Here is a 12442-nt window from a genome sequence, read left to right on the forward strand (position 1 = left end):
TAACCTTTAATACGCTGATAAAAGAAAGGTAACCCAAAAAAATGAAAAGACAATTAAAAATACGATATAGCGCTATCTCCACCTTTGCTGGATAGAAAAGAATCCCGTATCTTGTGATCATGATGAGCCTTGAATTCAATCAGAATGAGGATCGGAATAAGCTGGCTGTTTCCCGACTGAAAAGCCGATTGAGAAAAGTGTATGCCGGAGGCGGAAAAAAGGCGGCGGAAAAACAGCAGGCTAAAGGGAAAATGCTGGCCCGCGAACGCATTCAGCACCTGCTGGATGATGATCGCCCCTGGCTGGAGATCGGTGCGCTGGCGGCACTGGAGATGTATGAGGAGGCGGGTGGCTGCCCTTCCGCAGGCGTGATAACCGGAATCGGTTATATTTCCGGACGCCAGTGCGTCGTGGTGGCCAACGATGCTACCGTCAAAGCCGGCGCCTGGTTTCCCATGACCGCCAAAAAAAACCTGCGGGCCCAGGAAATCGCCATGGAAAACAGGCTACCGATTATTTATCTGGTGGATTCGGCTGGGGTATACCTGCCCATGCAGGATGAAATCTTTCCAGACAAGGAACATTTTGGTCGCATATTCCGCAATAATGCCCGGATGAGCAGCGAAGGAATTGTGCAGATCGCGGCAATTATGGGAGCTTGTGTAGCTGGCGGGGCCTATTTGCCCATCATGAGCGATGAAGCGATGATCGTGGAAGGGACCGGCTCGGTATTTCTGGCCGGCTCGTATCTGGTGAAATCAGCGATTGGCGAATCCGTGGATAACGAGACACTTGGCGGTGCCACCATGCATTGCGAAATTTCGGGTGTTACAGACTATAAACACCCGGACGATCAAGCTTGCCTGAATGCCATCCGTAACGTCATGAACATGATCGGAAGACCTGAGGATGCCGGGTTTGACCGGATAAAGCCTGCGCTTCCGGAACGGGATATGCGAGAAATTTATGGGATATTACCCGATTCGCGCGAAAAGCCGTATGATATGAAAGAGATTATCCTGCGGTTAACCGATGGTTCGCAATTTGAAGAGTACAAAGCGCAGTACGGACAGAGCATCATCTGTGGCCTCGGCCGCATAGACGGTTGGGCGGTGGGCATTGTGGCAAATCAGCGCAAAGCCGTCAAAAATGGAAAAGGAGAACTGCAACTGGGCGGCGTCATTTATTCAGACGCGGCGGACAAAGCCACCCGGTTTATCCTCAATTGTAATCAAAAAAAGATCCCATTGGTTTTTTTGCAGGATGTCACCGGATTTATGGTGGGCAGCCGGGCGGAGCAGGGCGGGATCATCAAAGACGGTGCAAAAATGGTAAATGCCGTGGCCAATTCCGTCGTGCCCAAAATCACCATTATTATCGGTAACTCCTACGGGGCGGGTAATTATGCCATGTGTGGAAAGGCGTATGATCCCCGGCTGATTTATGCCTGGCCATCGGCCAGGATAGCGGTGATGGGCGGAGCTCAGGCTGCCCGGACATTGCTGCAGATTCAGACGGCGTCATTACGTGCAGCTGGTCGCAACATCGAACCTAAGGAAGAGGAAAGCCTGCTTCAAGAGATTACCGCGCAGTACGAAAAACAGACAACACCTTATTACGCGGCAGCGCGGCTTTGGATAGACGGCATCATCGACCCCCTTGATACAAGACAAGTAATTTCAATGGGTATTGCAGCGGCAAATCAGTCGCCCATCAAACGGCCGTTCAATGTAGGTGTAATACAGACATAACGTAAACTAATATATCATGTTCTCGAAAATCAAAAATGCCTATCAACTGTTCAAAAACATTGATCTGGGGCAGTTAGATAAACTGGCACGTAAGGTAGACTTGCCGAAAGTAATGGATGCTTTTTCCAAACTGGACGACAAACAGCTGAGCGGGCTGATGAAGATGCTTGACGGTGGTAAAAAGAAAAAGGAGCTGCCGCCAATCAACGGCGATTTCTATGAGCTGGACCTGCGATTGAATGAAGAAGACCGTGCGCTGCAGCTTAAAGTGCGTGATTTTATGGAAAGGGAAATCCGCCCGCTGGTCAATCATTACTGGCTACGCGACGAATTCCCGTTCGAGATCATCCCCAAACTGGCCGAACTCAACGTCTGCGGGCTCACCTTCGAAGGATATGGCTGCGCCGGAAGATCCTCCCTGATGGAGGGTATTATTGCCATGGAAATGGCGCGGGTAGATGCTTCCATAGCCACCTTTTTTGGTGTGCAGAGCGGCCTTGCTATGGGATCAATTTATATGTGCGGATCGGAAGCCCAAAAGCAGGAATGGCTGCCTGCCATGCAACGTATGGAGCTGATCGGCGCATTCGGGCTTACCGAACCGGAGGTCGGCTCGGGCGCGGCGGGGGGATTGACGGTTACCGCCCGGAAGACCGAAAGCGGCTGGGTGCTTAATGGACAGAAAAAATGGATTGGCAACGCCACATTTGCTGACGTGGTTGTCATTTGGGCGAAAGATCTGGGTGACGGGGAAGTGAAAGGTTTTTTGGTGCGTAAAGGATCGCCCGGGTTCGAGGTAGAAAAAATAAAGGGCAAGATGGCACTGCGCATCGTGCAAAACGGATTAATTACGTTAACGGACTGCGTGGTAGCCGAGGATGACCGGCTGCCACATGCCAATTCGTTTAAAGATACAGCCAAAGTGTTGCAGTTAACCCGCGCGGGCGTGGCCTGGATGGCGGTTGGCTGTGCCCGGGGAGCCTATGAAAGCGCATTGGATTATACCCGAAAACGTCAGCAATTCGGACGGCCAATCGCTTCTTTCCAATTAATTCAGAACCATTTGGTAGAAATGTTGTCGAACCTGACGGCTATGCAAACATTGGTATACCGCCTTTCTGAACTGCAGGACGGCGGCATGCTGCGGGATGAACATGCTTCGTTGGCCAAGGTATTCTGCACCCTTCGTACCCGTGATATTGTAAGCCAGGCCCGTGAGGTTATGGGAGGCAACGGCATCCTGCTGGAATACGATGTCGCCCGTTTTCTGGCAGATGCCGAGGCCATTTATTCGTATGAAGGAACAAAGGAAATAAATTCCCTGATTGTAGGGCGTTCCATCACCGGCTTCAGCGCATTTGTCTGAAGCGTGGTTATTTTTTGCCTTTTCCTTTAGCCTGGCCCTGTTGCTGGCGCATATAGTCTTCCATCCGCTGTTGGAATTTGGATTTTTTCTGCGCCTGGGGTTTTTGCTTGTTTGCCTGGATAATGCCGTGTATTTTATCGTCATTGATCATCTGGCGGATGACAACCTGCTGGCCGAAAGTAAATACCGTCGATAGGAAGTAATAGTAATTTAACCCCGCCGGATAGCTGTTCAATACAAAGAGGAAAATCAGGGGCATGAAATAACCGATGTATTTCATCTGACCGGTAGCACCCGATACAGAGTTGTTATACCAGGTTGAAATAAGCGTGGTAATGGTCATCAGGATACACATCAAGCTGATGTGGTCAACTCCGAAAATCGACGGAAAAGTAATGGGTGCATCGTATGTCGAAAGGTCTTTCACCCAAAGAAAACTTTCACCCCGGAGCTCAAAGAGGTTAGGAAAAAAGAAGAAAAACGCGATGGTAAAAGGCATCTGCAGGAGCAGTGGAATACAGCCACCGAGGGGATTTACCCCCGCCTGTTTATACAATTTAAGATATTCCTGTTGTAGTAGAGCCGGGTTATCCTGTCCTACTTTTTCCTTGATCTCATCCATCTCCGGCTTCAGCACCCGCATTTTGGCCATGGATACGTACGAGCGGTAGGTGAGGGGAGAAAGTACCAATTTGAGCATAATGGTCAGGATCAGGATCACAATACCATAACTCAGGTGAAACCCGTCGAGGAAAGAAAAGACCGGAATGGTAATAAAGCGATTGATCCATTTCATTGGTCCCCAGCCCATGTCAACCTGATCCTCCAGACTATATCCATGACGTTTCAGCACACTGTACTGGTTGGGACCGAAATAGAAATGCAAGGGATAGGTATTCACGTCTGAGCGGGCGAAATCCAGGTAAAGATTGCCGGAAATCAGTTTTACCATCCGGTCCTCCGGTGTGGTATACACATTGATTTTCCCACCGCTGAAACCATTCTCCGAAACCAGTACACTGGAAAAGAAATGTTGCTTAAATGATACCCACTCGAGCTTTTCGGCAATCTCTTCCTCGTCGTCATTTGTTAAGCTGAGGTGATCTACATCCCCGCTGGCCAGCCGATAATAGGAAGTGGACCGTTGGCGCTCATTCTTAATGTCTTTTTCCTGTTGCAACAGCGGGCTTTCCATGTTCAATACGAGGCGGCTCTCTGTCGGTGCAACCACGTCCTGCAGTCCCCGTGTGACGATCGTCAGTCCCAGGTTATGATCGTCACCCCTAATGGAGTATATATAATCGATATACTGATTTTCGGCGTAGGTCAGGCGAAATGTAACGGACGCCGAATCCTGGCCCGCTACCTGGATGTTGTCACCGCTGGGTGTAAAATAGAGGTCGTTGGTGGCGATGTTTTTGCCGGCGGATGAAAAAGACAGTCCAAATTTGGTGTGTTCACCCCCAAGCAGGGTCAGGGGCTGGCCATCATAGGCCTGCTCGCCCTTCACTTCCACAGCTTTCACGCGTCCGCCCTTCGTACTAATGTGGGCCTTGATGAATTCATTTTCTACGGTGACGATCCGTTCTTCACCGACGGTGGCACCGCCGAATGGTCCGGCTAAGGCGGCTGAGTCGACTACCGTGGTTAACTTAACTGTTGCGGTATCTGTAGAGCTTGCGGGCTGCTGCCCCTTCCGTACGAGCGCGAGCGAATCCTGTAATTGCTGTTCCCGTTTTATTTCTTCGTCTGAAGGCTTCATCAAAAACACGGATGCTCCGATGATCACAAATATCAAAACAAGGCCTGTCAGTGTATTTCTGTCCATTTTTATGTCAGTGGGTTAACGCACTTTTTATTTATTTCTGTTTCTTTTCCTTATGATAAGCCAAAGAAGCGGCTACAAAGCTAACAAAAAGTGGGTGAGGATTCGCAACTGTTGATTTTAATTCCGGGTGAAACTGTCCGGCAACGAAAAAAGGGTGATCCTTGAGTTCGACAATCTCAACCAGGTTGTTTTCCGGGTTGATGCCTGATGCGATCATCCCGGCTTTTTCATACTGGTCCAGGTATTTGTTGTTGAATTCGTACCGGTGCCGGTGCCTTTCCGAAATTTTGGCCTTTCCATAAATGGCAGCAGCCTTGGTGCCTTTTTTGATTTCACAGTCATACGCACCCAAGCGCATGGTGCCCCCCATGTCTGTCACCTTTTTCTGCGCTTCCATCAGCGCAATTACCGGATGTTTGGTTTGCTGGTCCATCTCATAGCTATTCGCATTTTTGAGACCCATCACGTTTCGTCCAAATTCGATAACAGCGCATTGCATGCCGAGGCAGATCCCGAAGAAGGGGATGTGATTTTCCCGGATGTAGCGGATGGCTACCAGTTTCCCGTCCAGGCCCCGCTCACCGAAACCGGGTGCTACTAACACGCCTGATAGTTTTTTCAGCTTCTCCGCGACGTTGTCCGGATTAATGCTTTCCGCGGCAATCGATTTGACCCGGACCTTACATTCATTAACCGCACCCGCGTGGATAAAGGCTTCGTTAATGGATTTATAGGCATCCGGCAGTTCAACATATTTCCCAACCAGACCGATGGTGATCTCCTCCGTCGGATTTTTTAGCTTGCCCAGGAAGGCCTTCCAGCTTGCCAGATCCGGATCGTTCTTTGTCGATAGCTTCAGTTTCGTAAGCACGGTTTTATCCAGCTGCTCTTTCAGCATCAGCAGGGGTACATCATAAATTGACGGTGCATCAATGGATTCCACCACCGCATTGATATTTACGTTGCAGAAAAGCGCCAGTTTCTTTCGTATTTCAGAAGAGAGGTGATGCTCCGTGCGGCATACCAGTACGTCGGGCTGAACACCATACTCCAGCAGCGTTTTAACCGAGTGCTGTGTGGGTTTTGTTTTAAGCTCACCCGCGGCGGCCAGGAAAGGCACCAGGGTCAGGTGGATAACCAGCGAATTATTGGTCCCCAGTTCCCAGCGCAGCTGACGTACGGCCTCAACAAAAGGCAGCGATTCGATGTCGCCCACCGTACCGCCGAGTTCCGTAATAATAATATCGTATTGCCCATCGTTGGCCAGCAAACACATCCGGCGTTTTATTTCGTCGGTAATATGCGGAACCACCTGTACGGTTTTACCCAGAAACGCACCCTGGCGTTCCTTTTCGATTACGTGCTGGTAAATACGTCCGGTAGTTACGTTATTGGCCTGCGAGGTCGGTGTATTGAGGAACCGTTCGTAATGGCCCAGGTCTAGGTCGGTCTCCGCACCGTCTTCGGTTACATAACATTCGCCATGCTCGTATGGATTGAGCGTACCCGGGTCAATGTTAATATAAGGGTCAAATTTTTGTATGGTTACCCGGTAACCCCGTGCCTGTAGCAATTTTGCTAAGGAAGCAGAAATAATACCTTTTCCCAACGACGAGGTAACGCCGCCCGTAACAAAAATATATTTAGTCATAAATCTGGGTTATTATACGCTTTTTAAGCTTAAAAAGCCTAAAAACATGACGTTAATGTACGGGATACAAAGGTAACGTTTTTTCTGGAAGTTCGGCTAAAGATTTTGCTTGTCGTTATTTGTCCGGCGTTGACGGCTGAATATCACCCTGCTGATTAATCGAAAAACATAAATTATCCTCCGCGGCGTGTACCTTGGCTACAAACCAGTCACCACCGGCGGTAAGTTGGAGGGTAGACGCCCCGAACACTTCACTCCACCGGGGATATAACCGGCGTAGCGCCTCTGGGTCAGCGGTATAACTGCCATGCTGTTGCCGGTATGCCCGCTGCAGGTAAAAAACCAGCCAGGCCCGCTGTTTTACCGTTTCTTGGTCGGGGATTTCAAATGTAACCGGACGGGACAGATCCGGTGTGCGGTCGTCAAACCGAATGTATCCCCAGCGCTCGGGATAATGCATATCAACGACTCCCTGGGGCGACCATACCCAGTTGTTTTCGGGTAGCGGCCGGCCATTCGGTCCCTGTTTGCGTTGGTATTCGCCGTTCACCAGTTCATGCTGCCATTGCACGCGCGAGAAGTTGATGCGCCATACATCTTCACCCGACGGAACCTGTTGTTGGCCAAAATGGGAAACACCGCTGAAAGGGATAGCCATTTCCACCGCCCAGAATTGATCGGTGTCCCCCGGATCATTCCGCGTACCCGAAACGTATACCGCCTTCTGCAATCCCTTCAGATCCCATGTCGTGAGCGCACTGCCGCCTACCCGGTAAGTAGTTGGCATAAACAGATCGAATACCGTTCCCAGGGCATTTATTTCTATTTCATAATACGGGTTTTTGTATGCCGCATTTTTAATGAACACTTCGAAATCGTTATCGTGGAAAATAATGGCATCATGCTGGTTCAGTGTAGCCCATACGTCGGGCTCTTCCAGTTGGGCATAAATGTATAAAAACTGCTCATCCCAAAGCATTTTTACCCGGGTGTTGTGTAATGGCCGGGGTTTTATATCCCCTTCAATATCGACAAAATCGGCTGTCCAGGCCACGTTCTCCCATACCGGTTCATCCGGTTTGCCATCAATGACCATGGGCGTTGCCGTTTGATAGATCACATAGGTGTTGGGCGGTTGGAGCAGCCGGTCAATGCGGTCGTCGGCTGGTTGTGCCTGTAGTAGCCCTATTCCATACAGGAAACAAATCAAGGCAAGGTGTATTGTGTGTTTAAGGTTGGGTATCGATGTCATGGCGGCAAAATAACTAAAATCTCCCTGGCTTTCCGCTTTGTGCCTCATTTTCATAAAACGCTTGTTTGGACTGAATATAAATAAAAGGTTTCTGTTATATTTGCCACATGAAAAACACCATGCGCATATTCACCGTTACTACGGGTCTTTTCCTGTTTTTTGCCCCGGCGATCCAGGCACAGGAAGTTAAAACAATCAGCGGCGTTGACGCGGCTGCCAAGACCGCTTATTTTGATTTTGAAACGGGTAAGGAAACCCCGGCAACTTCGCAGGATTGGGATATTGCATTTGAGCGCACGACCATTCTGGTAAACGGCGGCAGCAGCGGACAAGGCAAAACAACCGCCCAGTTACTGACAGATGTCACCTTTGAGTCGGTGGACGCTTACCCATCTTCCGGTTTCCGGACCGATACCCAGCAGGAAAAGGCAATTCCTACCGGCAGTGGAAACGGTTGGTACGAATATAATATGGCCGATCACGGCATTCACCCGATTCCTGGACGGGTAATCCTTATCAAGACATCCGGTGGCAAGTATGTGAAACTGGAAATACTCGGTTATTACAATAAGTCAACCCACGATTCGGCCAATTACGCTTTTAGATACTCCTTTTTATAGGAAATTTTTTTTCTAAGTTTGAAGGATCAAAACGAGTAATATGGAATACCGTAGAATGGGCCGTTCCGGCCTGCAATTAAGCGTGTTGTCTTATGGTTCATGGGTTACCTTTTCCACCCAGTTGGACGATAGCCTCAGCGACCGGCTGATGGGGATCGCTTACGACGCCGGGATAAATTTTTTTGATAATGCCGAAACGTATGCCGGTGGCGAATCGGAGTACATGATGGGCAGGGTATTGCGGGGCAAAAACTGGGACCGGTCGACATACGTCGTGTCAAGTAAGGTCTTTTTCGGGCTGCACGGAAAAGCAAATAAGCCCAACCAACGCGGCCTCGGACGGAAGCACGTGGTCGAAGCCTGTCACGGTGCGCTGCAGCGGCTGCAGGTGGAATACCTGGATCTCTACTATTGCCATCGCCCCGATAAACAGACCACGATTGAGGAAGTTGTCCGTACGATGAATACGCTGATTCAACAGGGGAAGATTCTATACTGGGGCACCAGCGAGTGGAGTGCGGCCGAAATTGTTGAAGCACACGCGGCCGCACAGCGGCTGGGATTGGAAGGCCCGGTAGTGGAGCAACCCGAGTACAACCTGTTTAACAGGCAGAAGATGGAAGCCGATTACCTGACCATTTTCAATCATATCGGCATGGGCACCACCATATGGAGTCCGCTGGCCTCCGGCCTGCTTACCGGTAAATATAACGATGGTATTCCCGAAGGTTCGCGACTGGCGCTGGAAGGCTATGAGTGGCTGAAAGACCGGTCCTATACCGAGCAAAAGCTCGAAGCCGTACGTCAACTCCAGGTTATTGCAGGTAACCTGGGTGTATCGCTGGCCACATTCGCCATCGCATGGTGCATCCGGAATCCCAACGTAACCAGTGCTATTCTAGGCGCGACGAAAACGGTCCAGTTGGAGGAAAATCTAAACGCTTTGGCAGTTTTGCCGCTGCTCTCCGATGACATAATGGAGCAGGTAGATCAGCTGATGCAGACCAAACCGGCGGTTCCGGAACATTGATCGGGTTTGATGGTGTAGTTTCCGCCAGTTTTCAGGACATAAAAAAAACCGGAATGTTGAATTCCGGTTTTTTTATGTCTTTCAAACGAGGTATTAAAACCGCTTGGATTTGATACGGGCAGCTTTACCGGTAAGTCCACGCAGATAAAAGAGTTTTGCACGACGTACCTTGCCATAACTGTTTACCTCAATCTTCTCAATGTTAGGGGAGTTGATCGGAAAAATACGCTCAACACCTACGCCATTGGAAATCTTACGTACGGTAAATGTCTGGTTGGTGCCCACGCTATTTATTTGGATCACAACACCTTGATAAACCTGAACGCGCTCTTTATTTCCTTCGCGAATTTTATAGTGTACGCTAACAGTGTCCCCAGCCTTGAATGCGGGAACCTCATTTTTTGTTACCGCCTGTTCTTCTACAAATTTTACTAAATCCATGATTTTGAGTAATTAATGACGATTATTATCCCGTAAAAATCGAGTTGCAATATTAGTGAATATTTTTTGAATACCGAAAGCGTTTTTCAAAAAAGAATAGTGAACTTGTTTTTGCAATTTGAATTTAATTTTTACCTTTGCAAACCTTTACGGGAAAGGCGGCCAGGTTGCTAAGAGGAGAAAGGGTGTCGCCGAAACATAAAGGAGCCTGTTCGGGGTGTAGCGTAGCCCGGTATCGCGCCTGCTTTGGGAGCAGGAGGTCGTAGGTTCGAATCCTGCCACCCCGACGGAAAAAAGCTCGACTTAGGTCGGGCTTTTCTTGTTTTGGTCCGGCATAAGCCAAGTTCGCTTGCGATCTGACTTGTTACATCCAGCGGTTTGACTGACTAAATTTAGGGGATCATGAAAATATACCACAATCCACAATGTAGCAAAAGCAGCTGCGCGTTGGCGTTACTCGCCGAAAACGGAATCGAACCTCAGGTAATAAATTACCTGCAGGACACCCCGAAAAAGGAAGAGCTGATTAACATACTCGATATGCTAAAGGTGACTCCCTTTGAAATTGTACGGAAAAACGAATTAATATTCAAAGAAAAATATGAAGGGCGGCATTTTACGGATGAGCAATGGATCGCTATATTGTTAGCGCACCCCATACTTATTGAAAGACCGATTGTTGTCCATAATGGCAAAGCCATCATTGCACGGCCTGCGGAGAAAGTGCTTGACTTATTAAAATAATTTAACTGCGAGCGGGCAATTCTTTCCTTATTAATCCGAAGATCAGTACAATAGCATACGCCCACATTAGCCAAGAGCCAAATGCTGCTCCTTGGTTTTCAGCTAGATTCGGAAACACCCAGCCGAAAAATTTAATACAGAAAGTATCAAATATCATACCTGGTAAAACCATCAGCACGGCAGCTTGAATAGCTTCCGCTCTTGTCATTTCATATTTGTTGAAAACCCAATGAGCTACAAATCCTAAAAGAGGAATAAGAATGAGGTATAAGCCAGTCAACACAACGGGATTTTCTGTCAGGAAGAAATATTGCCCCGCAACTCGAAATGCTATTGTTGCTAAAAGCCATATGGTGAATCCAATTAATAAACTAAATCCTTTATAGTTCATCGTTCCATTTGATTTGCTGAGTCGACAATTAGATTGCCCGTAACGTTGGTGGTTTGCTGGCTGGCCCGGGTTTCATTACAAAAACCAAAATGCGAAGCCGGCTTTCAAAGGTAGCCAAAACTTTTCCTATTCCTTGAGGCGTTTACTTTGAAAATCCATTGCCCTTACAGAACAGAGTCCAGGTTCTTGAATACCTGCGCTGTCAACGTGCCTGCCTTGGGTATGTAAATGAAAGGAAGTATACGGTCATTCAATCCAGAATGTAGCGCCATTAACCGCTGGAAGGATCTCTTCCCCGTCGGGTTGTATGACGATAACCGCTTCGTCATTGTCCATATTGTACACCTGTCCATCGTTGGGGATAATGGCGAGGTTCCAGTAAAAGAACGTAGGTCCGATTTTTTTTGCTACCAGCAGGTGTTTCCCATCGGGGGAGAAGTCAGCGTGGATTTCCCCGTCACTGCTTTCCGTGACCTGCCGTAAATCATTTCCGTCCACATCCATCACGTATATATGGTTGCTCACCATCATGGCAAGCTGTGTGCCCTGCTTGTTTACCCGCAGGTTGCCCCATAGCGTGTAGGGCATCTCTTTTACCAACGTGAGGCTTGTATAAGGCGGGTCGGATTGGAATATATACCGGTCGCCTAACGTAAATACAATACGATTGCCGGGAAGCCATAGCACCTCGTCGTTAATTCCAAACATCACGGGTCCCGCTTCGGTATCCACCGCTTCCAGGTGGGTCAGGACATTCCCGTCTAAATCGGTTATGACGATACCATTATCCAACGTCGGGCTGTATAGTACATTTTTATTATCGGGTGAGAGCAGTGCCTTTACGTTTGTATCCGTACCCTTCGGTGAAACATAGTCGAATTCATCTGCGATCGTTCCATCCAAATTGTGTATTAACGTGATTTTGGCGACGTCAAATACACCGGCTTCCCGTTCGCTGGTCAGCCTGAACTGTTCGTCCCGGCTCATGTCCCAATAATTGAAGCCATATGTATTGAATGTGAAGTAAGTGCGCTGCCGGTTTGTCTGCAGATCCAGTTGATATACGTTTCCGGTAAAGGTGTATATGAGTTTACCAGTCAGATTCCCATTTCTGCCATCTTCATTGCCGGGATTAGCACCATCGTTTTTACTGCACGACGAAATGCCTAGCAATGCTACCAGAACGAGCGTAATAGTTTGTATTTTCTGTTTCATACCCCAACCGATGTATGAACAAAGTTATCACGTGCTTTTGTTCCACGCAATCCACGAAAACAAGGAAAAATGAAAATCAATCACATCAGCATCCCGGTATAAGGGTACAACATACGGCTGGACACATACCGTTACCCGTCGTTCCGAAAAGCC

11 protein-coding genes and 1 tRNA gene are annotated in these 12442 nt (G+C 48.5%); 6 read left to right on the plus strand and 6 right to left on the minus strand.

From position 1 onward, the window contains the following. The first annotated feature begins 122 nt into the window (after positions 1 to 122). Both ABWO75_RS03975 and ABWO75_RS03980 read left to right on the plus strand, forming a co-directional pair. The gene (locus ABWO75_RS03975; RefSeq protein WP_353182862.1) at positions 123 to 1751 is read left to right on the plus strand and encodes an acyl-CoA carboxylase subunit beta; all 1629 of its coding nucleotides are present in this window, start codon (positions 123 to 125) and stop codon (positions 1749 to 1751) included. Positions 1752 to 1767: 16 nt separating this feature from the next. Next, the gene (locus tag ABWO75_RS03980; RefSeq protein WP_353182791.1) at positions 1768 to 3117 is read left to right on the plus strand and encodes an acyl-CoA dehydrogenase family protein; all 1350 of its coding nucleotides are present in this window, start codon (positions 1768 to 1770) and stop codon (positions 3115 to 3117) included. 7 nt (positions 3118 to 3124) lie between these two features. On the opposite strand, the gene yidC is transcribed toward ABWO75_RS03980, so the two are convergent. The 3 genes from yidC to ABWO75_RS03995 all read right to left on the minus strand — a co-directional run bounded on the left by yidC (position 3125) and on the right by ABWO75_RS03995 (position 7902). After that, positions 3125 to 4945, minus strand: a complete 1821-nt coding sequence (gene yidC / locus ABWO75_RS03985) for a membrane protein insertase YidC (protein WP_353182793.1) — start codon at positions 4943 to 4945, stop codon at positions 3125 to 3127. Positions 4946 to 4976: 31 nt separating this feature from the next. After that, entirely contained in the window at positions 4977 to 6596 is a 1620-nt protein-coding gene (gene pyrG / locus ABWO75_RS03990) for a CTP synthase (protein WP_353182795.1), read from the minus strand. 115 nt (positions 6597 to 6711) lie between these two features. Then, positions 6712 to 7902, minus strand: coding sequence for a carbohydrate-binding family 9-like protein (locus tag ABWO75_RS03995; protein WP_353182797.1), 1191 nt, complete (start codon positions 7900 to 7902; stop codon positions 6712 to 6714). Positions 7903 to 7955: 53 nt separating this feature from the next. Between ABWO75_RS03995 and ABWO75_RS04000 the strand changes: the two genes are divergently transcribed. Both ABWO75_RS04000 and ABWO75_RS04005 read left to right on the plus strand, forming a co-directional pair. Further along, a complete protein-coding gene (locus ABWO75_RS04000) occupies positions 7956 to 8468 on the plus strand; it encodes an HmuY family protein (protein ID WP_353182799.1) in 513 nt (170 codons plus the stop codon). Positions 8469 to 8508: 40 nt separating this feature from the next. Beyond that, a complete protein-coding gene (locus ABWO75_RS04005) occupies positions 8509 to 9498 on the plus strand; it encodes a potassium channel beta subunit family protein (protein ID WP_353182801.1) in 990 nt (329 codons plus the stop codon). A 93-nt stretch (positions 9499 to 9591) separates the two neighbouring features. Here the strand turns inward: ABWO75_RS04005 and rplS are convergent, their stop codons facing one another. Continuing rightward, complete coding sequence (gene rplS / locus ABWO75_RS04010; RefSeq protein ID WP_353182803.1) at positions 9592 to 9939, minus strand: 50S ribosomal protein L19; 348 nt, start codon at positions 9937 to 9939, stop codon at positions 9592 to 9594. 213 nt (positions 9940 to 10152) lie between these two features. On the opposite strand from rplS, the gene ABWO75_RS04015 reads away from it, so the two are divergent. Further along, a tRNA-Pro gene (locus ABWO75_RS04015) sits at positions 10153 to 10226 on the plus strand. 115 nt (positions 10227 to 10341) lie between these two features. Then, complete coding sequence (gene arsC / locus ABWO75_RS04020; RefSeq protein ID WP_353182805.1) at positions 10342 to 10683, plus strand: arsenate reductase (glutaredoxin); 342 nt, start codon at positions 10342 to 10344, stop codon at positions 10681 to 10683. A 1-nt stretch (position 10684) separates the two neighbouring features. Here arsC and ABWO75_RS04025 read toward each other — a convergent pair whose 3' ends face one another. Next, positions 10685 to 11074, minus strand: a complete 390-nt coding sequence (locus tag ABWO75_RS04025) for a DUF5367 domain-containing protein (protein ID WP_353182807.1) — start codon at positions 11072 to 11074, stop codon at positions 10685 to 10687. 246 nt (positions 11075 to 11320) lie between these two features. Next, positions 11321 to 12289, minus strand: coding sequence for a TolB family protein (locus ABWO75_RS04030; RefSeq protein ID WP_353182809.1), 969 nt, complete (start codon positions 12287 to 12289; stop codon positions 11321 to 11323). Positions 12290 to 12442: the final 153 nt, after the last annotated feature.

This window comes from Parapedobacter lycopersici (assembly GCF_040395035.1).
Lineage (GTDB): Bacteria > Bacteroidota > Bacteroidia > Sphingobacteriales > Sphingobacteriaceae > Parapedobacter > Parapedobacter lycopersici_A.